Raw genomic sequence first — 22,361 nt, forward strand, 5'->3', positions numbered from 1 at the left:
CCTGGGGTCTTCCTGCTGAGCGTTATGCGGCTAGAACGCGCGCATGGCGCATCTGTTCATATTCGGCCTCGGCTATTCTGCGAAGTGGATCAAGCGCGCGTTGGAGAGCGCCGGGTGGACGGTCGAAGCCAGCGGCAGCGAAGGCGCCTTCCCGTTCGAGGACGACGGGGCGATTCGCGCGGCGCTCGGCCGGGCGAGCCATGTCCTTTCATCGGTGCCGCCCGCCGGCGGAGCCGATCCGGTGCTGGAGCGGTACGGCGATTCGCTGCGGCACGGATGGCTTGGCTATCTCTCCTCGAGCGGGGTCTATGGCGACACCGGCGGCGCGTGGGTCGACGAAAGCGCGCCCGTCGGCACGGGCCGGCGGAGCGCCCGCGCCGAGTGCGACGCCGCGTGGCTGGCCCGAGGCGCGCGGGTGTTCCGGCTGCCCGGCATCTACGGACCCGGCCGCAGCGCGTTCGAGCGGATCGCTGAAGGCAAGGCCCACCGGATCGACCTCCCCGGCCAGGTGTTCAGCCGAGTCCATGTCGAGGACCTGGCGCGCGGGGTGATCGCCGGGCTCGAAGCGCCGCCGGGCGCCTACAACTTGGCCGACGATCTCCCAGCCAGCCAAAACGCGGTGATCGAGGAGGCCTGCCGCCTGCTCGGCACGGCTCCGCCCCCGCTGCTGCCGCTGGAGCAGGCGGGCCTCACGCCGCAGGCGCGCGCCTTCTATGCGGAGAACCGGCGGGTCGCGAACGGCAAGGCCAAGCGCGTGCTCGACTGGAAGCCGCGCTTCGCTGACTATCGCGCCGGACTGCGCGACGTGTTCAGGCGTTCTTGGCCCTGAGCGCCAGCACCATGCCGAGCAAGGCCAGCACGCCGCCCGCGGCGGCCAGCGCCGACCAGCGATAGTCCTCGAACACCGTCGAGAGCGCCATCGCCACCACCGGCACGACGACCCCGTTGTAGGCCGCGCGCCCGGGGCCGAGCTCGCGAATCAGCCCGAAGTAGAGCGGGAACGCGACGACCGACCCGACGATCGCGAGGTAGGACACGCCCGCCCAGTAGCGCAGGTCCGCCGGGAACACCGGGGGGCCGGCGACGAACCAGGCGAACACCGCGTCGGCCAGCGTACCCCAGAGCATGGCCCAGGCGAGCAGCAGCATCAGCGGGCGCCCGCGGGCGGTCTTGCTCGCCTGGAGGACGTTGGAGGCGGAGGCGGAGAGGATGCCAAGCGCCGCCAGCGTCACCCCGAGGGCCACCTGGGCCGATGTCGGCGCGGCCCGGCCCTCATGCAGAAGGAGCAGCCCGATGCCGGCGAGGCCGACCAGCGAGCCGGCAATGAACCGGGGCGTGATCGCCACGCCCAGGAAGATCCGCCCAAAGATCGCATTCGGCACCATCAGCAGCCCGAACAGCACGGCGACGATGCCGGAGGTCAGGTAGAGCTCCGCCCGGTAGACGAAGTTGAAGTTGAGGAAGAACTGGGTCAGCCCGATGGCTACGGCGACGACATGGCCGCCCAAGGTCATGGTGAAGCCGCGCTTGTGAGTCACCGCGGCAAGGATGAACATGCCGACGCAGGCGATGCCGAACCGATATGTGACCGACCAGCTCGGCGGCGCGGCGGCGAGCTGGTCCTTGATCACCAGCCAGGTGGACCCCCAGATCACCGCCACCAGCAGGAAGGGGATGGCAATCCCCGGCCTCAGGAGCGCGTGGGGTTTCGCGGTTCCGATCACAGGCTTGCGATCGCCCTCCCCAGCGCTTCGGCATGGTCCGCCCGGGTGTCCCACGCGGCCACGAAACGCGCCGCGTCCAGCCCCCAGTCGTAGAACGCGAAGCCCTGCGCGCGCAGCGCCTCGCGCTCCGCGGCGGAGCAGGCCAGGAACACCTCATTGGCTTCCACCGGATGAAGCAGGCGCTCGCCCGCGCCCTCGGCGATCGCCCGCGCCGCGGCGTTCGCGGCGGCGGCGTTGTGCAGCCAGGTGTCGCGTTCGAGCATGGCGAGGATCTGCGCGGCGAGGAAGCGGCCCTTGCTCTGCAGGTGCCCGGCGCGCTTGCGGCGAAACTGGACCATGTCGGCCAGCGTCGGATCGAAGAACACGATCGCCTCCGCATTCATCGCCCCGTTCTTGACGAAGCCGAAGCTGAGCGCGTCGACCGGCCCGGCGACTTCGGCGGCGGGCCGGTTGAGATAGGCCACCGCGTTGGCGAAGCGGGCGCCGTCCATGTGCAGCTTCAGCCCGCGCGGCCCGGCGATCATGTCGATCTTGGCCAGCTCGCCCGGCGTGTAGCAGCAGCCGTACTCGCTCGCCTGCGTGATGGAGACGGCGTGCGGCTGGACCTGGTGGACGTCGGGCCGCACCGCGTCGAGAACGGCGGCAAGGCCCGCGGGGTCGAGCTTCGCGTGCGCTCCGTCACCCAGCAGCAGCTTGGCGCCGTGGAGGTAGAACCCGGGCGCGCCGCATTCGTCCATCTCGATGTGCGCTTCCCGGTGACAGATGACGCCGCCGTGCGGCGGAACCAGAGCCGACAGGGCCAGGCAGTTCGCCGCCGTGCCGGTGGCGACCCACAGCACTGCGACTTCGCGCCCGAACAGGCCGGAGAACTCGTCGTCCAGCCGGCGCGACAGCGAATCACCATCGTAAGGCGAATCGGGCGAATCGGCCTCTTGCATCGCCGCCCAGACCCGCGGGTGGACGCTTGCCGCATTGTCGGACAGGAACTGCATGCGGAACGCGATGGCAGCGCCGTTCATTCGAAGCAAGAAGGAGACTTGCCCAATGCCCGAAGCGATTCCGATCACCCGCGAGGATGCAACCACCCATGGGGTCTATCGCGCCGCGGTCGAAGGCAGCGCCCGGCCGGCGGAGCTGACCTGGATCGCGCGCGGCGACACGCGCTATGCCAACCACACTTACGTGCCGCACGAGGCGCGCGGCAAAGGCATCGCCGCCGCCCTGGTGGAGGCGCTCGTCGCGGACGCGCGCGAACAGGGTTTCAAGATCGAGCCCGAATGCAGCTATGTCGAAGCCGCTTTCCGCCGGCACCCCGACTGGGCCGACGTGCGGGCCGAAGTCCCGAGCTGATCGGGTCGGCCTTGCCCGAAGCGGTACCGCTGGGGCACCAGGCCGAGAATGGTGCTGCTGGGGAGGATTGAACTCCCGGCCTCACCCTTACCAAGGGTGCGCTCTACCACTGAGCTACAGCAGCCAATCAGGGGACGGGGGCGCCTTAGCTTTCGGCGCAATCTTGTCAAGCGCCGCAGCCTGCGGCAGGCAAACTCCGCAATGCCCGAAGCGAAAGACTCCATGACCCGCGAGGAGCGGCTGGCCGCGAAGCTGCGGGAGAACTTGCGCCGCCGCAAAGCCCAGGCGCGGGCGCTGGAATCGCCCGGGAACGGCGCTCTTCCCAAAGAGGAGCCGAAAAGCTAGGGCGTGGCGCTCCCGAATTCCGCTAAGGAGCGCCTTCTTGCCGACCCTGATCCTCGTCCGCCACGGCCAGAGCCAGTGGAACCTGGAGAACCGCTTCACCGGCTGGTGGGATGTCGACCTGACCGAGAAGGGCGTCGCCGAAGCGATTGCCGCCGGCGAGCTGCTGGCGAAGCACGGCCTGCTGCCGACCCGCGCCTTCACGTCCCTCCAGCTGCGCGCGATCAAGACCCTGCACCTGGCGCTCGAAGCCTGCGGCCGGCTGTGGATCCCCGAGACCAAGGACTGGCGCCTGAACGAGCGTCACTATGGCGGGCTGACCGGGCTTAACAAGGCCGAGACGGCCGCGCGGCACGGCGAGGAGCAAGTGCACGTCTGGCGCCGCAGCTTCGACACGCCGCCGCCGGAGCTCGAGGTCGCCAGCGAGTTCGACCTCGGCCAGGACCCGCGCTACGCCGGGATCGCCATCCCGCGCACCGAAAGCCTCAAGCTGACCATCGAGCGCGTGCTGCCCTATTGGGAAAGCGAGATCCTGCCGGTGCTTGCCAGCGGCGAGACGGTGATCATCTCGGCGCACGGCAATTCGCTGCGCGCTCTGGTCAAGCACCTGTCGAACATCTCCGACGAGGAGATCACCGGCCTGGAGATCCCCACCGGCGAGCCGATCGTCTACGAGTTCGACGACGCCATGACGCCGGGCGAGCGTCACTACCTGAAGGACCGCTGAGATGGCCGCACCCGTCGCAATCGTCATGGGCAGCCAGTCAGACTGGCCGACCATGCGCTGTGCCGCCGACGTGCTCGGCGAGCTCGGCGTGGAGTTCGAGGCGCGGATCGTCTCCGCCCACCGCACGCCGGAACGGATGTTCGAATTCGGCCGCGGCGCCGCGGACGCGGGCTTCAAGGTGATCATCGCCGGCGCCGGCGGCGCGGCGCACCTGCCGGGCATGCTCGCTTCGCTGACGCACCTGCCGGTGCTCGGCGTGCCGGTAAAGTCGAAGGCGCTGAAGGGCCTCGATAGCCTGCTGTCGATCGTGCAGATGCCGGCCGGCGTGCCGACCGGGACGCTCGCGATCGGTGAGGCCGGGGCGACCAACGCCGGCATCCTCGCTGCATCGATCCTGGCGCTGTCAGATGATCCGTTGTCGCAGCGCCTGCAGGCCTGGCGCGCGGAGCGGACGGCAGCGGTGGCGGAAAGGCCAACGGATAGTTAGCGCGCGCAGAAAAGAAACCCGTTCGTGCTGAGCTTGTCGAAGCACCGCTTTTTCTTCTAGCGCAGCGCCGAAACTGAAAACCGCCCTCCGACAAGCTCAGGGCGAACGGGAAGTAGGACGTTGATCAAACCAGGCGCAACGATCGGCATACTCGGCGGCGGGCAGCTCGGGCGGATGCTGGCGATCGCCGCCGCGCAGCTCGGGTACCGCTGCCACATCTACGCCCCCGAAGAGGAAAGCGTCGCGGCCGAAGTGAGCGCGGGCTTCACCCGTGCGCCGTGGTCGGACGGTGAGGCACTCGGCACATTCGCCGCCGCCTGCGACGTGGTCACGCTCGAGTTCGAAAACGTGCCGGTCGGCCCGCTGGCGGCGATCCCGGCCGCCAAGCTCGCTCCGCCCGCCCGGGCGCTCGAAGTGGCGCAGGACCGGCTCAAGGAAAAGTGCTTCGCCGAACAGCACGGCGGCCGCCCCGCCCCGTTCGCGCAAGTCGATTCGCCCGCGGATCTCGCCGCAGCTATCGAGCGAATCGGCACGCCCGGCATCCTCAAGACTCGCCGCGAAGGCTACGACGGCAAAGGCCAGTGGCGCATCGCCGGTCCGGACGAGATCGACGCGCTGGAGCTTCCGGCAGACGACCTGGTCTACGAAGGCCTGGTCCGCTTCGAAGCCGAGTTCTCTGTCGTGCTGGTCCGGGGGCGCGATGGCGAGGTTCGCTTCTGGGACAGCCCCGAGAACGTGCATCGCGGCGGCATACTGGCGACGACCACCCTGCCCGCTCCCGACACGGTGACCGAACATGTCGCCGCAGCGCGCGAACTTGCCGGCAAAATCGCCGGATCTCTCGACTATGTCGGCGTCATGACCTGCGAGTTCTTCGCCACCGAAGACGGCCCCGTTTTCAACGAGATGGCGCCCCGGGTGCACAACTCCGGACACTGGACGATCGAGGGCGCGGAGACGAGCCAGTTCGAGAACCACATCCGCGCGATCTGCGGCCTGCCGCTGGGCGACACCGCGACGATTGCCCCGCGAATCGAAATGGAGAACCTGATCGGCAGCGATGTCGAGCGGGCCGAAGAGATCCTCGCCGAACCGGGCGCGCACCTCCACCTCTACGGCAAGGCCGAGGCCCGGGACGGACGCAAGATGGGCCATGTGACGAGGCTGGGCCGATGAGCGGTCGCGAAGTCATCTTCGTCGTGGCCCGCGCCGACGACGGCACGATCGCCAAGGACGGCCAGGTGCCCTGGCGCATCCGCGAGGACCTGCAGCGGTTCGTCGCCCATACCAAGGGCACGCCGATGATCATGGGCCGCAAGACTTTCGACAGCCTGCCCGGCCTGCTCCCAGGGCGCCGGCACATCGTGCTGACCCGCAACCGCCAATGGTCGGCCGAGGGCGCCGAAGTCACCCATTCGGTCGACGAGGCGCTCGCGCTGGCGGGCGACGGCGACATTTCGGTGATCGGCGGGGTCGACATCTTCGACCTGTTCCTGCCGCTCGCCACCCGCATCGAGCTGACCGAAGTCCACGAGCACACCGGCGGCGAGGTGATCATGACCTACCCGGGCAGCGACTGGATCGAGACCGCGCGCGAGCACCGCCCGGCCGACGGCAAATGGCCGGCGCACAGCTTCGTCACGCTGCGGCGGCGCGGGGAGCCCGCCGCTTGAGGCGACTCGACCACCGCGAGGCCGTGCCCGAAGAGCTGCGCGGCGCGATCCTGGCGCTGGGCAACTTCGACGGCTTCCACCTGGGCCACCAGGCAGTGGTGCGCGAGGCGGTCGAGTGGGCGCGCAGCGAGGGTCGCCCGGCGATCGTCGCCACGTTCGATCCGCACCCGGTCCGCCATTTCGCCGCGCACGTTCCTCCGTTCCGCCTGACCACGCTGGAGCAGCGCGAAGAGCTGTTCGCCGCCGCCGGGGCGGACGCGATGCTGGTGTTCCACTTCGCCGACGAGCTGGCGCAGACCACGGCTGAGGATTTCATCACCCGCCTGCTCGGCGAGCGGATCGGCGCGGCGGGCGTGGTGACCGGGCAGGACTTCACCTTCGGGAAGGGCCGCGGCGGCAATATCGAGGTGCTGCGGGAGACCGGCGCGCGGGCCGGGATCGCGGCGCGCGCGGTGGGGCCGGTGATGGACGGCGGCCGTCCGGTCTCCTCCAGCCGCATCCGCGATTCGCTGAAGGCCGGCGAGTGCGAGGAGGCGGCGCGCCTGCTGACGCGTCCGTTCGCGATGCGCGGCCCGGTCATCCACGGCGACAAGCGCGGGCGGGAGATCGGCTATCCCACCGCCAACATGGAGCTCGGCGCTTACCTGCGGCCGCGCTTCGGCATCTACGCCGTCACGGGGCGCATCGTGGCGACAGGGCAGGCGCTGAAGGGCGCCGCCAGCGTCGGCATCCGCCCGATGTTCGATCCGCCGAAGGAGCTGCTCGAGCCCTATTTCTTCGATTTCTCCGGCGATCTCTATGGGCAGAGCGTGGAAGTCGCTCTGCACCACTTCCTCCGCCCGGAGATGAAGTTCGAGTCGCTCCGCGCGCTGCAGGCGCAAATGGCCGAGGATTGCGACGAGGCGCGGCGGCTGCTGGAAGGCTGAAACACTTTCCTACACGGCCAGATTGATCTAGCGGCGCTGACGATATGCCCGAACAGCGCGACTATCGCCCGACGGTCTTCCTGCCGAAGACCGATTTCCCGATGAAAGCCGGCCTTCCGCAGAAGGAGCCGGGCATTCTCGCGCGCTGGGAATCCGAGAGGATCTACGAGCAAGTGCGGGCTGCCCGGAAGGGGCGCGAGACGTTCGTGCTGCATGACGGCCCGCCTTACGCCAACGGCGACATGCACATCGGCCACGCGCTGAACCACGTGCTGAAGGACATGGTCGTGCGCACGCAGACCCTGCTCGGCAAGGACGCGCCTTACGTGCCCGGATGGGACTGCCACGGCCTGCCGATCGAGTGGAAGGTCGAGGAACAGTACCGCAAGAAGAAGCTCGACAAGGACCAGGTCCCGGCGAAGGAGTTCCGCGCCGAATGCCGCGCCTACGCCCAGCAATGGGTCGACGTGCAGCGCGAGCAGCTGAAGCGCCTCGGCATCAACGGGGACTGGGACAATCCCTACCTGACGATGCAGTTCGACAGCGAGGCGACCATCGTCGCCGAGCTGCTCAAGTTCGCCACCAGCGGCCAGCTTTATCGCGGCGCCAAGCCGGTGATGTGGAGCCCGGTCGAAAAGACCGCGCTGGCCGAAGCCGAAGTCGAGTACGAGGACATCGTCTCGACGCAGATCGACGTGGCGTTCGAGATCGTCGCAAGCCCGATCCCCGAGCTGGTCGGGGCCCATGCGGTAATCTGGACGACGACGCCGTGGACGATCCCGGTGAACCAGGCTTTGGCTTATGGGCCGGACGTTCTCTACGGCCTCTACAAGCATGAGGACGGCCGCAGCTATCTCCTCGCGGCCGAACTGAGAGACCAAGTCAGCCAACGTTGGTTGAAGGATGAAGGCGAGATTGCGACCTGGTACGGGCGCGAACTCGCCGGCACCGTCGCCCGCCACCCGATCTACAACTATCTTCGTCATTCCGGCGAAGGCCGGAATCCATCTCTCCCCTCGAGCGACGGTCCCGGCGGCGCGATGGACCCCGGCCTTCGCCGGGGTGACGAAGGGTGTGGGAGTGACGAAGGGTGCCCGGGTGACGAAGAGTGGGAGCGCGCGCTTCAGTTTTACGCGGCCCCTCGCCCGTTCCTCCCGGGCCCGTTCGTCACCACCGACAGCGGCACGGGCCTGGTCCACATGGCGCCGGACCACGGGGAGGACGACTTCGAGCTGTGCCGCGCGAACGGCCTGCTGCCGCAGTTCGTGGTCGAGGCGGACGGGCGTTACCGCGACAACTGGCCGTGGCTGCCGCGCACCGACGCACGCTCGCTGAGCGTGATCAACCCGAAGTTCAACGCGCCCGACGGGCCGGTCTGCTCGGACCTGCGCGAGGCGGGCGCTCTCCTCAGCGCGTCCACCGATTATCGGCACAGCTATCCACACAGCTGGCGTTCCAAAGCCAAGGTGATCTTCCGCTGCACGCCGCAGTGGTTCGTGCCGATGGATCGGCCGATCGACCGGCAGATCCCCCTTTGCGATGCCGAGGAAGCGATCCGGTCCGAGCAGGGCCAGAACCATACGTTGCGGCAGATCGCCATGGCGGAGATCGACCGCGTGCGCTTCGTGCCGGAGAAAGGCCGCAACCGCATCGGTTCGATGGTCGAGGGGCGGCCGGACTGGGTGCTTTCGCGCCAGCGCGCCTGGGGCGTGCCGATCACGCTGTTCGTGGACCGCGAGAGCGGCCATTACCTGGTCGATCCCGAGGTCAACACCCGCATCGTGGAAGCCGTCCGCAAGGAAGGCGTCGACGCCTGGAGCGACGAGAACGCGCAGGCGCTGCTTGGCGACAAGTACAAGGCCGAGGCTTACGAGCGGGTCGTCGACATCCTCGACGTGTGGTTCGATTCCGGTTCGACACACGCCTTCGTGCTCGAAAGCGGGCGCTGGCCGGACCTGAAGTGGCCGGCCGACCTCTATCTCGAAGGGTCCGACCAGCATCGCGGCTGGTTCCAGTCCTCGCTGCTGGAAAGCTGCGCCACGCGCGGCCGCGCGCCTTACGACGCCGTGCTGACCCACGGCTTTACGATGGCCAGCGACGGCAAGAAGATGTCGAAGAGCCTCGGCAACACCGTCGATCCCATCAAGGTCATGGAGCAGTACGGGGCCGACATCATCCGCCTCTGGGCGCTGACTGTCGACTTCACCGAAGATCACCGGATCGGCGACGAGATCCTCAAGGGAGTCGCCGACCAGTATCGTAAGCTGCGCAACACCTTCCGCTACCTGCTCGGCGCGCTCGACGGGTTCGACGAGGCGGAGCGTCTCGGCGTGGACGAGATGCCGGAGCTGGAGCGCTATGTCCTGGCTCTGCTGGGGCAGTTCGATGCGACCCTCCGCACGGCGGTCGCGGATTTCGACTTCAACACCTACGTCCGCGCGCTGACCGAGTTCTGCAACGAAGACCTGTCGGCGTTCTTCTTCGATATCCGCAAGGATTCGCTCTACTGCGACGCGCCGGACGATGCCGGCCGCCGCGCCTACCGCACGGTGCTCGACACGCTGTTTCATGCGCTGGTGCGCTATGCCGCGCCGGTCCTGGTGTTCACCACCGAGGAAGTCTGGGCCAGCCGCTATCCCGATGGCGGCAGCGTTCACGTACTCGAGTGGCCGGAGGTGCCGGGCGCCCAAGCCGATGTGGCCCTCTGGGACCAGCTTCGCGCGCTGCGCGAGAAGGTCACCGAGGCGATCGAGCCGCTGCGGCGTGAGAAGATCGTGCGCTCCAGCCTCGAGGCCGAAGTGACCGTGCCGGCCAGCCTCGTGCCGGAAGGGTTCTCCGACGCGGACCTCGCCGAGCTGTTCATCAGCGGGGCGGTGACCCGCGGCGACGGCCCGGAGATCGAGGTCTGCAAGTCGGGGGACGACAAGTGCGGGCGTTGCTGGCGCCTGCTGCCCGAAGTGACTGAGGATGGAGCGCTGTGCGATCGCTGCAGCACCGTCGTCGCCGAGATGGACGCGCTGGCGTGACGCAGGGCGCGCGCAATCGCACGATCGGCTTCGCCATCGCGGCGCTGATCCTGGCGGCGGACCAGTTCACCAAGTGGCTGGTCGATGGGCCGCTGGCGATGCGGCTTGGCGATTCGATGGAACTGCTGCCGTTCTTCAACTTCACGCGTACGCACAATTATGGCGTGTCGCTCGGCATGTTCAGCGCCACTTCGCCGGGGATGCGCTGGGCGCTGGTGGCGCTGACCTGCGGCATCGCGCTCGCGGTGACCGTATGGATGCTGCGCGAGCGCAAGCTGGGCGACATCGCGGCACTGGCGCTGGTGCTCGGCGGCGCGGCGGGCAATATCCTCGACCGGGCGCGCTTCGGCTATGTGCTCGACTTCGCGGACCTGCACATCGGCGAGTTCCGTCCGTTCCTGATCTTCAACGTCGCCGACGCGGCAATCACCATCGGGGTGCTGATAATCCTTGCCCGCTCGTTGTTCATGCGCGAGAAACCCGACGATACGCAGAGCCAGCCCCCGGAACACCAGGCGGACAAAGCCGCGGAGACCCATTGATGCGCATTCTTACCTCTAGCACCCTGCTGATCGCCGGTGCCGCCATGCTCGCTTCGTGCGGCACCGGCGGCGGCATCCTCAATCGGGAGCGGCCGGACGAGTTCGCCGTGCAGCGCCAGGCGCCACTGGTCGTGCCGCCGGAATTCCAGATCGTGCCCCCCGCTCCCGGCGCGCCGCGCCCGGCGGAGGGCACCGCAGCCCAGCAGGCGCTGCAGGCCCTGTTCGGCGGACCCGCCCCGCGCAGTGCGGTCGAGACGAGCGCGCTCGACCGCGCCGGCGCGGCGGCGCCCGGGATCCGTTCGTCGGTCGGCGATCCGGCGACCAACACGGTCGACAAGGGTTCCACCACCCAAACGATCCTGGCCGCGCCCGAAGGCGACGGCCCGGCAGCCGCGGCCAGCATTCCTTCCTGATCTTGCGAGCGCCCATCCGGGCGCTCGTCCTCGCTGCTATTCCCTCCGCCTGACTGCGTCAGGCTGCGGGCGGCCGTTCGGCCTCGCGGTACACTGGTGGGGGACCGGATCATCGCTCTACAGCAGAGGCTTGGCATAGCTCGGGCTGCGACCAGCAGCCCGCAAGCGCGAACGCGCGCCCGCAGCCGCCCCGCAGCGTAGCGAAGGGAACAGCGGCGAGGAAAAATCTAGGAGTGCTGGCTGACCAGCAGCTTGTCGATCTTGCGGCCGTCCATGTCGACGACTTCGAAGCGCCAGCCCTGGTCGGTGAAGCTTTCGCCTTCGACCGGCAGCTTCTTCAGCATGAACAGCACGTAGCCCGCGGCGGTGGCGAACTCGCGCGCCTCGGGCAGGTCGAGTCCGAGCCGCTCGGCGAAAGCGTCGGCCGACATGGCGCCGGCGATCAGCAGCGACCCATCGTCGCGCTCGACCAGTTCCGGCTCGTCGCCCGGATCCTGGTGGCTGGCGAACGTCCCGGCGATCGCCGAGAGCACGTCGGCCGGGGTGACGATGCCGTCCAGGTGGCCGTATTCGTCGTGCACCATGACCATGCCGGTGCCGGAGCTCTGCAAGATGCGGAGCGCGTCCATCGCATCGAGCTGGTCGGGCACGACCTCCGCCTTGCGCATCAGCCGGGCAAGCCGCACCGGCCGGCCAGCGAGCAGCAGCGCGAGCACTTCGCGCACTTTGACCACGCCGACGACGCGGTCGACCGATCCGTCCGCCACGGGCAGCAGCGAATGGGGCGAGCCTTCGATCGTGGCGCGGATTTCCGCGTCGCTGGCGCCCTGGTCGATCCAGTCGATCTCCGTACGCGGGGTCATCAGTTCGCGCACGGGGCGGTCGGCCAGCCGCATGATGCCGGACAGGATCGCCCGTTCGCCTTCCTCGATCACGCCGGAGCGGGTGGCCTCGGCGAAGATCATCTGCAGTTCCTCGGCGGTGAGCCGGTGCTCCCCGCGATGGCGCACGCCGATGGCGCTCATGATCGCGTTGGAGGAGGCGTCGAGCACCCAGACGAGCGGCGCCGCTGCTTTCGCCAGGATGGCCATCGGCCGGGCCATGACCAGGGCGATCGGGATCGCCTTGCGCAGGGCGACCTGCTTCGGCACCAGTTCGCCGATCACCAGGCTGAAGTACGTCGTCAAGGCGATGACCAGGGCGAACCCCGCCGTATCGGCGGATTCGGCCGGCACCCCAAGCGCGGCCAGCCGCTCGCCCACCGGCCCGCCGAGAGTCGCGCCCGAGTAGGCGCCGGCGATGATGCCCACCAGCGTGATGCCGATCTGCACAGTGGAGAGGAACTTGCCGGGATCCGCGGCCAGCGCCAGCGCGGTCCTGGCGCCGCCGCTGCCGCGTTCGGCCGCCATTTTCAACTGCGCGGTGCGGGCGGAAACGATCGCCAGTTCCGACATCGAGAAGACCCCGTTGATCAGGATCAGGCCGGCAAGGATGGCGAGGTCGAACCAGGGGAATGGGGACATGTCTGATCGCGCGCTAGCAGATTGGAGGGGGCAGGCGAAGGGCCATCGGAACGTCGAGGGTATTGAGACGTTGTAACTCGGCAGAAGGTGCTTTTGCGCCCATATCCGGACGTCCTGTTCACTGCTGAGGATGAATCATAACATGAAAATGTCCCGCTACTTCGTTTCGGGCCTTGCAGCGGTTTCGCTTCTCGGCCTTTCCGCCTGCGTCACCGACCCCAATACCGGCGAGCGGAAGATTTCCCGCACCGCGATCGGCGGGCTGGGCGGCGCGGCCGCAGGCTACCTGCTGGGTGGCATCATCGGCGGCAAGACTGCCCGGATCGTGGGCGCCGGCATCGGCGGCGTGGCCGGCGGCGTGGTCGGCTACCAGATGGACCAGCAGATCAAGGAGCTGAAGGAATCGACCTCCGGCACCGGCGTGGACGTCAGCGAGATCCCGGGTGAGGACGCGTTCCTCGTCAACCTGCCGGACGTGACGTTCGCCACCGGCAGCACCGTGATCAGCCCGACGTTCCAGGCGACGCTGAACCAGGTCGCCGACAGCATGGTCCGCTATCCCAACAGCCTGATCGACGTCTACGGCCACACGGACACGGTCGGCTCTACGGCGAGCAACCAGCGCCTGTCGGAAGAGCGCGCCCGCGCGGTCACGAACTACCTGGTCAGCCGCGGCGTCACCTCCAGCCGCATCCGCTGGCAGGGCTTCGGCGAGACGCAGCTGAGGGTGCAGACCGGCGACAACGTCAACGAGCCGCTGAATCGCCGCGTGGAGATCAAGGTCATGCCGATCTCGCAGGAAGAAGCCGCCGCCGCGCGCAACTGATCGCGACGATCCGTTCACAGCGAGCGGAAGGGGGCCGGTCCGAAAGGGCCGGCCCCTTTTTTTGTGCGCCGGCCGGCGGGTTACCTGCCTTGTTCCACGTACCTGGCGGCGCGGTCCGCCAGCCGCTCCACGGCCGCCTTGTGGATCGCGGGGGCGCTGACCAGCAGGCCGAAGGCGCGGGGATCGCGCTTGTTGTAGTCCAGCGGCTTGCCGAACGCGTCGGTCACCGCGGCGCCGGCCTCGCGCGCGATCAGCGCAGCGGCGGCGACATCCCATTCGAAGCCCCAGCGCAGGGTCGCAACGAGGTCCGCCTCGCCCGCGGCGACCATGGCGATGCGCAAGGCGATGGAGTTCGGCTTCTCAACCATAGCCAGGTCCTGGTCCTCCGGCGGCAGCATGTCCGCCGGGACCCGCGCCCCGGCAAGCTGCTCGCGCCTGCTCGCCTGGAGCCGCTCCCCGTTGCGCCAGGCCCCTTGGCCGGCGGTCGCGCTCCAGGTCTCCCCCCTTGCCGGCGCGACGAGAGTGCCGATCAGCGGCCGTCCGGCGCTGACCAGCCCGACCGAAACCGCCCAGCCCTTCCGCCCCGCAATATAGTCGCGCGTCCCGTCGATCGGATCGACCAGCCAGCAGAGTCCCTTGTCCAGCCGCTCGGGATGGTCGACGGTCTCTTCGGAGAGCCAGCCGGCGGAGGGCAGCAAGGCGGCGAGTTCGCGCTTGAGGAACGCGTCCACCTCCAGGTCGGCGACGCAGACCGGGCTGCCGGGCTTCTTCTCCCAGCTTTCCAGCGCGTGCCCGGCGCCGGGCCACTGGCTCATGGCGATGTCGGCTGCCTCGCGGCAGATTTCTTCCAGGCGCGGACGATCGATCACGCGCGCGAGGTGGACGCGCCCGGAACACATTGCAAGGGGCGCTCTGTGTGCTTATGCGCGCCCGAGACATTCCCGCCCACGAGACGAAGGCGTCCCAATGAACATCCACGAATACCAGGCCAAGGAACTGCTCGCGAAATTCGGCATCAGCGTGCCGGCCGGTCATCCCGCCACGAGCGTGGAACAGGCCGTGGCCGCCGCCGGGAAGCTTCCCGGGCCGCTCTACGTGGTGAAGGCGCAGATCCACGCCGGCGGGCGCGGCAAGGGCAAGTTCAAGGAACTCGGCGCGGACGCCAAGGGCGGCGTGCGGCTGGCCGACTCGGCCGCCGCGGTGCAGGATCACGCCAAGGAGATGCTCGGCAACACGCTGGTCACCATCCAGACCGGCGACGCGGGCAAGCAGGTCAACCGCCTTTACGTAACCGACGGCGTCGACATCGCCGAGGAATACTACCTCGCGCTGCTGGTCGACCGGGCGACCGGGCGCATCGCCATGATCGTCTCCACCGAAGGCGGCATGAGCATCGAGGATGTCGCGCACGAGACGCCCGAGAAGATTACCACGATCACCATCGACCCGGCGACCGGCTTCATGCCGCATCACGGACGCTCTGTGGCGTTCGCGCTCAAGCTGAAGGGCGATCTCGCCAAGGCGGCGCAGAAGCTCGCCAGGCAGCTCTACGAGGCCTTCGTGGCGCTCGACTGCGCGATGCTGGAGATCAACCCGCTGGTCGAAACCAAGGATGGCGGGCTGCTGGTGCTCGACACCAAGATGAGCTTCGACACCAACGCACTGTTCCGCCACCCCGATGTCGAAGCGATGCGCGACGAGACCGAGGAAGACCCGATGGAGGTCGAGGCCAGCAAGCACGACCTCGCCTACATCAAGCTCGACGGCGACATCGGCTGCATGGTCAACGGCGCGGGCCTAGCCATGGCGACGATGGACATCATCAAGCTCAACGGCGCGTTCCCAGCCAACTTCCTCGACGTCGGCGGCGGCGCGAACCGCGAGAAGGTGACCGCGGCCTTCAAGATCATCCTCTCCGACCCCGCCGTGAAGGGCATCCTGGTCAACATCTTCGGCGGCATCATGCGCTGCGACACGATCGCCGAGGGCATCGTCGCGGCAGCCCGCGAAGTCGATCTGGACGTGCCGCTGGTCGTCCGCCTGGAAGGCACCAAGGTGCAGGAAGGCAAGGACATCCTCGCCAACTCCGGCCTGCCGATCATCCCTGCCGAGGACCTCGGCGACGCAGCACAGAAGATCGTCGCCGAAGTGAAGCAGGCGGCCTGACCCACAAATCCTCCCCTGCAAGGGGAGGTGGCAGCCCGCAGGGCTGACGGAGGGGTGTAACGCTAGCGTTGACACCCCTCCACCACCGCCTTCGGCGGCGGCCCCCCCCCCTCAAAGGGGAGGATTGGATCGCCCCTACCCCAGAATCCGCTCCAGCAGGCGCACGCGCTCGCCGTCGGGGAGGGCGGCGTCGCGCATCGCGACGAAGCCGAGCTTTTCGGCCAGGTGCAGTGATGGTGCGTTCTGCGGATCGATCATGCAGACCAGCCGCCGCGGGCCGTGCTCGCGCTCGAACCACTCGAGCGTGGCACGCATGGCCTCGCCCGCGAGTCCCTTGCCGATCTGGTCGTGGCGCAGGATCCAGCCGGCTTCGGGATTGTCGTCGAAATCTTCGCCCAGACCGCGGAAGGTGTGGAAGATCCCGCAGTTGCCGATGACGGCCTCCTGCCCGCGCAGCCGAAGCATGAAAGCGCCGTAGCCGTAGAGAAACCAACTGCCGGCGCTGCGCATAAAGCGGATCGCCTGTTCGTGCAGCTGCGCAGTCGGTCCGAGAAACCGTCCGGTCACCGGGTGGCTGACCACTTCGTACAGCGGCTGCAGATCGCCGGGGCGCGGCAGCCACAGCTCGAGCCGCTCCGTGACCAGGAAAGGCGCTTCGCTCACAGCAGGCCCGATATGACGTGAATCGCGATGCCGACGAGCCCGCCGACGAGCGTGCCGTTGATGCGGATGAACTGGAGATCGCGGCCGACCGCGCCCTCGATCCGGTCGGTTACGGTGCGGGCGTCCCAGCGGCGCACCGTTTCCGACACGAGCTGCACGATCTGCCCGCCGTAGCGGGTCGCCACCCCGACCCCGGTGCGGCGGGCGAAGCGGTTGATCTGGCGCTGCAGCGCCGGATCGTCGCGCAAGGCCTGGCCGAGTTCGCCGAGCATTCCGGTCAACTGCCCGCCCAGTTTGCCTCCAGGCTCGCGCGCGGCATCGATCAGGGCGTGGCGCATGCGTTCCCAAACGCCGATCCACCAGTCGCCCAGCGCCGGGTTGGCAAGCAGGTCGCGCTTCATGCCTTCCACTTTCGCGCGCATGGCCGCGTCGTGCTGCAGATCGTGAGCGAGGCTTTCCAGCCCTTCCTGCACCTTGCGGCGCAGCGGGTGCTCCGGATCGACCAGGACTTCGGCCAGCAGGCGATAGAGACCGTCGATCACCGAGCTGGCAAGCCGCTCGTCCAGCCCGGTCCAGCGAAGCACGGCATTGGCGCGCGCGTGGATCATCTCGCGCACCATTTGCTCGTTGTCTTCCAGCGTCAGCCCGGCCCAGCGGATCATCGCGTCGAGCAGCGGCAGGTGCCGCTTGTCGGCGATCGCGGCGGTCAGCATCTGGCCGAGGAGCGGGGCCACCTCCAACTTTTCGAGCTGGTGGACCAGGCCGGCCTTCACCTGGCCGCCGAGCCTTTCCGGATCGAGCGACTCGAGCACTTCGGCCAGGAGCTCGCCGGCGCCCGCGCGCATGCGCGAGACCTCGCCGCCGCCCGGCCGGGCGAGGAACTCCCCGGCGGCGCGCGCTAGGTTCATCGCCCGCATGCGGCGCGCGACGACGATGGGCGTGAGGAAGTTGGCACGCAGGAAATGCGCCATCGTATCGGCGATGCGGTTCTTGTTCTCGGGGATGATCGCGGTGTGCGGGATCGGCAGGCCGAGCGGGCGGCGGAACAGCGCGGTGACGGCGAACCAGTCGGCCAGGCCGCCGACCATCGCCGCTTCGGCGAAGGCCAGGACGTACCCCCAGGCCGGGTGTGTGCCCTCCTGGCTGCTGGCGAGCACGAACAGCGCCGCCATGGCCACCAGCAGGCCGGTGGCCGCGCGGCGCATGCTGCGGGCGCGTTCGGCCGGAAGCACGAAGCCCTGGGCCGTCGGACCTGTTCCCGGCCCGGTCAAGCGCACCGGCCCATCACTCGGCAGGAAGCGGCTCCGTGGAAGCGCCGCGCGCTTCGTCCTCCGGCCGGTAAGTCAGCACCCGCTTGCGCAGCCACGGGCCGAGACGCTTCTCCAGCCCGTCGGCCAGGCTGAAGCCCGCCGGCACGATGACCAGCGTGAGCAGGGTGGAAAGCAGCAGGCCGCCGATGACCGTATAGCCCATGGGCGCGCGCCAGGCGGCGTCGCCGGAGAGCGAGAGCGCGGTCGGGATCATGCCGGCGGTCATGGCCACGGTGGTCATCAAGATCGGCTGGGCGCGCTTGTGGCCGGCGTCGGTAATCGCCGCCTTCTTCGGCACGCCGGCGGCCATCTCCTCGATGGCGAAGTCGATCAGCAGGATCGAGTTCTTCGCCACGATGCCGAGCAGCATGAGCAGGCCGATGTAGACCGAGATCGAGATCGGTTGGCCGAGCAGCGCCAGCGCCAGCAAGCCGCCGAGCGGGGCCAGCAGCAGCGAGGTCATGTTCACCAGCGGGGAGACGAAGCGCTTGTACAGCAGCACCAGCACCGCGAAAACCAGCATGATCCCGCTGACCACGGCGATGATGAAGTTCTGGATCAGTTCCTGCTGCCAGCGCTCGTCGCCCACTGGGCGGTTGGACACGCCGGCCGGCAGGTTCTGCATGATCGGCAGCTTGTTGATCGCTTCCTGGACCGGGCCCTTCAGCTGCCCGGGCGCGAGGTCGGCGCCGACAAAGATGCGACGCGACTGGTTGAAGCGCTGGATTTGCGTCGGGCCGGCGCCGAAGCGGATCTCCGCGACCCGCTTGAGCGGTACGGAGCCGCCGCTGGCGGTCGGCACCGGCAGGTTCTCGAGCGTGGAGATATCCTGCCGCGAGACTTTGGCGAGCACGACGCGGATCGGCACCTGGCGATCGCTGAGCGAGAACTTGGCCGCGTTCTGGTCGATCTCGCCGAGCGTGGCGATGCGGATTGCCTGGCTGAGCGCAGTCGTCGTGACGCCGAGCTGCGCCGCCAAGTCGAGCCGCGGAATGATCAGCAACTCGGGCCGCTGCAAGTCCGCCTCGATGCGCGGAGCAACCGCGCCGGGAACGGTGCGCATCTGCTCCACCAGGACCTGCGCGGCGCGATCGAGCTGCACGGGATCGGAACCGGTCAGCATCACCGATATGTCGCGGCCGGTGCCGCCGCCGCCGGATCGCGAGGCGAAGCTGATGCGCGCGTCCGGGATCTTCTGCAGTTCGGGCATGACCCGCCGCTCGAACTCGTAGCTGGGGATCTCGCGATCCGGCTTGAGCACGATGAACAGGCGGGCGGAGCCTTCGTTGATCCGTTCGAGCACGCGGCCGACTTCCGGCTGGGCTTCGACGATCGCGGTGACCCGATCGGCCACGGCTTCGGTCTGCTCGATCGTGGTGCCAGGGGCCATCTCGATGCGGGCCTGGCTGGTATCCTCGTCGGTGGTCGGCTGGAACTGCTGCGGCAGGACCATGAACATCAGCAGCGTGATCGCCAGCGCGCCGATGCCGGCGCCGAACATCCAGAAGCGGTGATCGCGCAGGCGCCCGCGCACCCGGCCCATGAAATACGCGTGCCACGCGGCGAACCCGCCGCCGATCATGCCGGCGACAGTACGCACGAGGAAGCCGCCGAGCACGGCCGCACCCAGAGCCAGCGCGAGCTTGACGATCATCAGCAGCCAGCCGGGGATCGCATCGGCCGGCAGCAGGGCGCCGGCGAAGTTCCAGGCGACGATGGCGGCGGCGATCACGACGATCCAGAACAGCAGCTCGATCAGGTAATAGCCTGCCCGGCCGCGCGCCGGCTGGAGCTTCGCCCGGTAGGCGTCCACCTTGTCTTCGTTCAGCGTCCACTTGAGGAGCGCCATGTAGCGATCCATCAGCCAACCTTCGCCGTGCGACGCATGGCCCTTGGCCTTCAGGAAGTAGGCCGCGACCATCGGCGTGATCAGGCGCGCGACGGCCAGGCTCATCAGCACCGCGGCCACGACCGTGAGGCCGAAGTTCTTGAAGAACTGCCCCGAGATGCCCGGCATGAGGCCGACCGGCAGGAACACGGCGACGATCGAGAAGGTGGTCGCCACGACCGCAAGGCCGATCTCGTCGGCCGCGTCGATCGAAGCCTGATAGGCGCTCTTGCCCATGCGCATGTGGCGCACGATGTTCTCGATCTCCACGATCGCATCGTCGACCAGCACCCCCGCCACCAGGCTCAGCGCCAGCAAGGTCATCTCGTTGAGCGTGAAGCCCAGCAGGTCCATGAACCAGAAGGTCGGGATCGCCGAGAGCGGTATCGCCAGCGCGGCGATGATCGTCGCCCGCCAGTCCCGCAGGAACAGGAACACCACGATGACGGCCAGGATCGCCCCTTCGACCATCGCCGCGATCGAGCTTTCGTACTGGGTCTTGGTGTACTCCACGCTGGTGTAGAGCTGCGTGATGTCGATCCCGGGATTTTCCTTCTCGATCGCGGTCAGCTCCTCCACGGCAGCGTCATATACGGTGACGTCGGAAGAGCCCTTGGCGCGCTCGATGCCGAAAGTGACGACCTGCCGGCCGTTCATCTTGGCGACGGAGGTCTGCTCCGAGAAGCCGTCGTAGACCCGGCCGATCTGGTCGAGCCGGATCGTGCGCCCGCCGCCCAGGCTGATCTGCGTATTGGCGAGCTGGAGCGCCGTGTCGGCATTGCCGAGCACGCGGACCGACTGGCGCGAGCCGGCGATCTCCGCCGAACCGCCGGCGGCGTCGACGTTGACCTGGCGCAGCGCCTGGTTGACCGCGCTGGCGGTGACCCCGAGCGACTGCATCTTGGCCGGATCGAGAACCACGCGGATCTCCCGGTCCACGCCGCCGGCGCGGCTGACGCCCGCCATTCCGGGGATCGACAGCAGCCTGCGCGAGATCGTGTCGTCGATGAACCAGCTGAGCTGCTCCATCGTCAGGTCGTCGGCGGCGACGGCGAAATAGCCCATCGGCCCGTTGCCGCCGATCTCGATCTTGCTCACCCGCGGCTCGAGAATGCCGTCCGGCAGGTCGCTGCGGACCTGGTCGACGGCGTTCTTGACCTCGTTGACGGCGTCGTTCGAGTCCGTGCCGATCACGAACTGCACCATCGTGCTGCTGTTGCCTTCGCTGGCAGTCGACTGGATCTCGTCCACCCCGTTGACCGAGCGGATCGCCGCCTCGACCTTCTGGGTGATCTGGGTTTCGATCTCAGTCGGCGAAGCGCCCGGCTGGCTGATCGCCACCGTGACGGCGGGGAAATCGATATCCGGGCTGCCGTTCACGTCCATCCGGTTGAACGAGACCAGCCCGGCCAGCGTCAGGCCGATGAACAGGACGATCGGAACGATCGGGTTGCGTGTCGACCACGCGGATATGTTGCGCAGGCTCATTACCGTGCCGCGACCTGGCGGCCCCTGCCTTCGACGACCGGCCTCACGCGATCACCCGGGTTGAGGAACCCGCCGGCGCGCATCACGATCCGCTCACGCCCGGTCAGGCCGGCGACGACCGCGATCCCTTCGGCGCTGACCATTCCGGTCCGTACCGCGCGCCGCTCCACCCGGTTGTCCTTGTTCACCACATAGACGAAGCTGCCCTTCGCATCGGACAGGATGGCGCTTTCCGGAAGACGCGGGGCGACCACCGTGCCGCTGTTGATCTCGGCCGAAGCGAACCCGCCGGGCCGCAGCGCCGGATTGTAAGCCAGAGCGACGCGGGCGGTGCCCTGGCGGTCTTCGGGGTCGATGACCGGCGCCGCCTGCCAGATCTGGCCGACGAAGCTCTTCTCGCTGCCGGCGGGGGTGACGACGGCGCTGGAGCCGACGGAAACGGATGCGAGATCGTCCTCGCTGAGCCGGGCCAGCAGTTCCATCTCGCCGCCCTGGGCCATCGTGAACGGCGCCGGAGAACCCGAGCCGATCACCTGGCCGACTTCGACGTTGCGTTCAAGGATCAGGCCACTCGCCGGGGCGACGATGTTCAGGCGGGCGTTGCGCGCCAGAAGTTCGCGGTGCTGCGCTTCGGCCACCCGCACGCGGGCCACGGCCGCGTCGCGGGTGGCGGTCAGCCGGTCGACATCGGCCTTGGAGATGAAGCCGCGCTCGACCAGCTGCAGCGCGCGGTCGAGATTGGCCTGCGCCAGGTTGGCGTCGGCCCGGGCGACCTGGATCTGCGCCGCGGCGCTCTGCGCCTGCTGGTTCTGCACCGAACGGTCGATCACCGCCAGGACCTGCCCCTGGCGGACCCAGTCGCCCGCTTCGACCGGAACGGAGACGACACGCCCGCCTTCGCCGACCACGCCGACTTCGATCCTGTGCCGCGCAGCCAGCGTACCGGTTGCGTGGATTACGCCTTCGATCGTGCCGCGGCCGGGCGCGACGACTGTGACGGCGGGGATGGTGGCTTCTTCGGCCGGGGCGAGCGCGGATTCCTCAGTGCCGCCGCTGGAGAGCATCCAGGCGGCGATCACGAGCAGCGCGACCACGATCACGACGGCCGCGATCACCCGGCGCCGCCGGGTGCGGCGGGTATCGATGGTGATTTCTTCCATCAGAGCGTCGGGCGTACCGCTCAGGTCGACTGTCGTTTCGTAGTTCATGCGCGTCTTGAATCCCGCAGCCTCGCGGGGCGGGGCCATACCACAGTTAACTGCCGCCGCACAGAAGAGGCGACGTCAT

At 68.4% G+C, this 22,361-nt stretch carries 21 protein-coding genes and 1 tRNA gene; 13 read left to right on the plus strand and 9 right to left on the minus strand.

Annotated features, from left to right (window positions below; genetic code table 11):
• Nucleotides 1-43 precede the first annotated feature (43 nt).
• Nucleotides 44-829 (plus strand): Rossmann-fold NAD(P)-binding domain-containing protein, encoded by a 786-nt coding sequence (locus GRI75_RS00455; RefSeq protein ID WP_160744981.1) that lies wholly within the window; start codon nucleotides 44-46, stop codon nucleotides 827-829.
• On the opposite strand, the gene GRI75_RS00460 is transcribed toward GRI75_RS00455, so the two are convergent.
• Together GRI75_RS00460 and GRI75_RS00465 are read right to left on the minus strand one after the other, a co-directional pair.
• Entirely contained in the window at nucleotides 810-1,661 is an 852-nt protein-coding gene (locus tag GRI75_RS00460; protein ID WP_328597891.1) for a DMT family transporter, read from the minus strand. The two genes, GRI75_RS00455 and GRI75_RS00460, sit on opposite strands and share 20 nt — an antisense overlap.
• A gap of 59 nt (nucleotides 1,662-1,720) precedes the next feature.
• Entirely contained in the window at nucleotides 1,721-2,716 is a 996-nt protein-coding gene (locus GRI75_RS00465; RefSeq protein WP_160745484.1) for a threonine aldolase family protein, read from the minus strand.
• A gap of 52 nt (nucleotides 2,717-2,768) precedes the next feature.
• On the opposite strand from GRI75_RS00465, the gene GRI75_RS00470 reads away from it, so the two are divergent.
• Complete coding sequence (locus GRI75_RS00470) at nucleotides 2,769-3,074, plus strand: GNAT family N-acetyltransferase (RefSeq protein ID WP_160744982.1); 306 nt, start codon at nucleotides 2,769-2,771, stop codon at nucleotides 3,072-3,074.
• Between the two features lie 49 nt (nucleotides 3,075-3,123).
• Here GRI75_RS00470 and GRI75_RS00475 read toward each other — a convergent pair.
• Nucleotides 3,124-3,198, minus strand: a tRNA-Thr gene (locus GRI75_RS00475).
• 77 nt (nucleotides 3,199-3,275) lie between these two features.
• On the opposite strand from GRI75_RS00475, the gene GRI75_RS14385 reads away from it, so the two are divergent.
• The 9 genes from GRI75_RS14385 to GRI75_RS00515 all read left to right on the plus strand — a co-directional run bounded on the left by GRI75_RS14385 (nucleotide 3,276) and on the right by GRI75_RS00515 (nucleotide 11,210).
• Nucleotides 3,276-3,419: a hypothetical protein gene (locus GRI75_RS14385; RefSeq protein ID WP_202389511.1), complete on the plus strand. Its 144-nt coding sequence runs from the start codon at nucleotides 3,276-3,278 to the stop codon at nucleotides 3,417-3,419.
• A gap of 37 nt (nucleotides 3,420-3,456) precedes the next feature.
• Nucleotides 3,457-4,143 carry a 2,3-diphosphoglycerate-dependent phosphoglycerate mutase gene (gene gpmA, locus GRI75_RS00480; protein WP_160744983.1) on the plus strand — a complete coding sequence of 229 codons (687 nt, stop codon included), beginning with the start codon at nucleotides 3,457-3,459 and terminating at the stop codon, nucleotides 4,141-4,143.
• A 1-nt stretch (nucleotide 4,144) separates the two neighbouring features.
• Complete coding sequence (purE, locus tag GRI75_RS00485) at nucleotides 4,145-4,630, plus strand: 5-(carboxyamino)imidazole ribonucleotide mutase (protein WP_160744984.1); 486 nt, start codon at nucleotides 4,145-4,147, stop codon at nucleotides 4,628-4,630.
• 120 nt (nucleotides 4,631-4,750) lie between these two features.
• Nucleotides 4,751-5,806, plus strand: a complete 1,056-nt coding sequence (locus GRI75_RS00490) for a 5-(carboxyamino)imidazole ribonucleotide synthase (protein ID WP_160744985.1) — start codon at nucleotides 4,751-4,753, stop codon at nucleotides 5,804-5,806.
• Nucleotides 5,803-6,303, plus strand: a complete 501-nt coding sequence (locus GRI75_RS00495) for a dihydrofolate reductase (RefSeq protein ID WP_160744986.1) — start codon at nucleotides 5,803-5,805, stop codon at nucleotides 6,301-6,303. Before GRI75_RS00490 ends, GRI75_RS00495 begins: the two co-directional genes overlap by 4 nt.
• Nucleotides 6,300-7,229, plus strand: a complete 930-nt coding sequence (locus tag GRI75_RS00500; RefSeq protein WP_202389512.1) for a bifunctional riboflavin kinase/FAD synthetase — start codon at nucleotides 6,300-6,302, stop codon at nucleotides 7,227-7,229. Before GRI75_RS00495 ends, GRI75_RS00500 begins: the two co-directional genes overlap by 4 nt.
• A gap of 44 nt (nucleotides 7,230-7,273) precedes the next feature.
• Entirely contained in the window at nucleotides 7,274-10,255 is a 2,982-nt protein-coding gene (ileS, locus tag GRI75_RS00505) for an isoleucine--tRNA ligase (RefSeq protein ID WP_160744988.1), read from the plus strand.
• On the plus strand, nucleotides 10,252-10,797 hold the full coding sequence (gene lspA, locus GRI75_RS00510; RefSeq protein ID WP_160744989.1) for a signal peptidase II: 546 nt from the start codon (nucleotides 10,252-10,254) through the stop codon (nucleotides 10,795-10,797). Before ileS ends, lspA begins: the two co-directional genes overlap by 4 nt.
• Entirely contained in the window at nucleotides 10,797-11,210 is a 414-nt protein-coding gene (locus tag GRI75_RS00515; RefSeq protein ID WP_160744990.1) for a DUF3035 domain-containing protein, read from the plus strand. The genes lspA and GRI75_RS00515 overlap by 1 nt, the downstream gene beginning before the upstream one ends.
• 227 nt (nucleotides 11,211-11,437) lie before the next feature.
• On the opposite strand, the gene GRI75_RS00520 is transcribed toward GRI75_RS00515, so the two are convergent.
• Complete coding sequence (locus GRI75_RS00520) at nucleotides 11,438-12,733, minus strand: hemolysin family protein (protein ID WP_160744991.1); 1,296 nt, start codon at nucleotides 12,731-12,733, stop codon at nucleotides 11,438-11,440.
• Nucleotides 12,734-12,875: 142 nt separating this feature from the next.
• On the opposite strand from GRI75_RS00520, the gene GRI75_RS00525 reads away from it, so the two are divergent.
• Nucleotides 12,876-13,559: an OmpA family protein gene (locus GRI75_RS00525; protein ID WP_160744992.1), complete on the plus strand. Its 684-nt coding sequence runs from the start codon at nucleotides 12,876-12,878 to the stop codon at nucleotides 13,557-13,559.
• Nucleotides 13,560-13,639: 80 nt separating this feature from the next.
• Here the strand turns inward: GRI75_RS00525 and GRI75_RS00530 are convergent, their stop codons facing one another.
• Nucleotides 13,640-14,428, minus strand: a complete 789-nt coding sequence (locus GRI75_RS00530) for a 3'(2'),5'-bisphosphate nucleotidase CysQ (RefSeq protein ID WP_160744993.1) — start codon at nucleotides 14,426-14,428, stop codon at nucleotides 13,640-13,642.
• 97 nt (nucleotides 14,429-14,525) lie between these two features.
• Here GRI75_RS00530 and sucC point away from each other — a divergent pair, with 97 nt between their 5' ends.
• Nucleotides 14,526-15,725, plus strand: a complete 1,200-nt coding sequence (gene sucC / locus GRI75_RS00535; protein ID WP_160744994.1) for an ADP-forming succinate--CoA ligase subunit beta — start codon at nucleotides 14,526-14,528, stop codon at nucleotides 15,723-15,725.
• Between the two features lie 135 nt (nucleotides 15,726-15,860).
• Here the strand turns inward: sucC and GRI75_RS00540 are convergent, their stop codons facing one another.
• The 4 genes from GRI75_RS00540 to GRI75_RS00555 all read right to left on the minus strand — a co-directional run bounded on the left by GRI75_RS00540 (nucleotide 15,861) and on the right by GRI75_RS00555 (nucleotide 22,282).
• Nucleotides 15,861-16,388, minus strand: coding sequence for a GNAT family N-acetyltransferase (locus tag GRI75_RS00540; RefSeq protein WP_160744995.1), 528 nt, complete (start codon nucleotides 16,386-16,388; stop codon nucleotides 15,861-15,863).
• Nucleotides 16,385-17,593 (minus strand): DUF445 domain-containing protein, encoded by a 1,209-nt coding sequence (locus GRI75_RS00545; protein WP_160745485.1) that lies wholly within the window; start codon nucleotides 17,591-17,593, stop codon nucleotides 16,385-16,387. The genes GRI75_RS00540 and GRI75_RS00545 overlap by 4 nt, the downstream gene beginning before the upstream one ends.
• 79 nt (nucleotides 17,594-17,672) lie before the next feature.
• The gene (locus GRI75_RS00550) at nucleotides 17,673-21,074 is read right to left on the minus strand and encodes an efflux RND transporter permease subunit (RefSeq protein ID WP_160744996.1); all 3,402 of its coding nucleotides are present in this window, start codon (nucleotides 21,072-21,074) and stop codon (nucleotides 17,673-17,675) included.
• On the minus strand, nucleotides 21,074-22,282 hold the full coding sequence (locus GRI75_RS00555) for an efflux RND transporter periplasmic adaptor subunit (protein ID WP_160744997.1): 1,209 nt from the start codon (nucleotides 22,280-22,282) through the stop codon (nucleotides 21,074-21,076). The genes GRI75_RS00550 and GRI75_RS00555 overlap by 1 nt, the downstream gene beginning before the upstream one ends.
• Nucleotides 22,283-22,361: the final 79 nt, after the last annotated feature.

The sequence above is a fragment of the Croceibacterium soli genome (genome assembly GCF_009828065.1).
Lineage (GTDB): Bacteria > Pseudomonadota > Alphaproteobacteria > Sphingomonadales > Sphingomonadaceae > Croceibacterium_B > Croceibacterium_B soli.

Bases quoted from the DNA above. Each gene is read 5' to 3' on its own strand.
- GRI75_RS00550 (WP_160744996.1), bottom strand. From the start codon at position 21,074: ATGAGCCTGCGCAACATATCCGCGTGGTCGACACGCAACCCGATCGTT.
- GRI75_RS00555 (WP_160744997.1), bottom strand. From the start codon at position 22,282: ATGAACTACGAAACGACAGTCGACCTGAGCGGTACGCCCGACGCTCTG.
- GRI75_RS00470 (WP_160744982.1), top strand. From the start codon at position 2,769: ATGCCCGAAGCGATTCCGATCACCCGCGAGGATGCAACCACCCATGGG.
- ileS (WP_160744988.1), top strand. From the start codon at position 7,274: ATGCCCGAACAGCGCGACTATCGCCCGACGGTCTTCCTGCCGAAGACC.
- GRI75_RS00545 (WP_160745485.1), bottom strand. From the start codon at position 17,593: ATGCGCCGCGCGGCCACCGGCCTGCTGGTGGCCATGGCGGCGCTGTTC.
- GRI75_RS00525 (WP_160744992.1), top strand. From the start codon at position 12,876: ATGAAAATGTCCCGCTACTTCGTTTCGGGCCTTGCAGCGGTTTCGCTT.
- sucC (WP_160744994.1), top strand. From the start codon at position 14,526: ATGAACATCCACGAATACCAGGCCAAGGAACTGCTCGCGAAATTCGGC.
- GRI75_RS00465 (WP_160745484.1), bottom strand. From the start codon at position 2,716: ATGCAGTTCCTGTCCGACAATGCGGCAAGCGTCCACCCGCGGGTCTGG.
- GRI75_RS00455 (WP_160744981.1), top strand. From the start codon at position 44: ATGGCGCATCTGTTCATATTCGGCCTCGGCTATTCTGCGAAGTGGATC.
- purE (WP_160744984.1), top strand. From the start codon at position 4,145: ATGGCCGCACCCGTCGCAATCGTCATGGGCAGCCAGTCAGACTGGCCG.
- GRI75_RS00520 (WP_160744991.1), bottom strand. From the start codon at position 12,733: ATGTCCCCATTCCCCTGGTTCGACCTCGCCATCCTTGCCGGCCTGATC.
- GRI75_RS00515 (WP_160744990.1), top strand. From the start codon at position 10,797: ATGCGCATTCTTACCTCTAGCACCCTGCTGATCGCCGGTGCCGCCATG.
- GRI75_RS00495 (WP_160744986.1), top strand. From the start codon at position 5,803: ATGAGCGGTCGCGAAGTCATCTTCGTCGTGGCCCGCGCCGACGACGGC.
- GRI75_RS14385 (WP_202389511.1), top strand. From the start codon at position 3,276: ATGCCCGAAGCGAAAGACTCCATGACCCGCGAGGAGCGGCTGGCCGCG.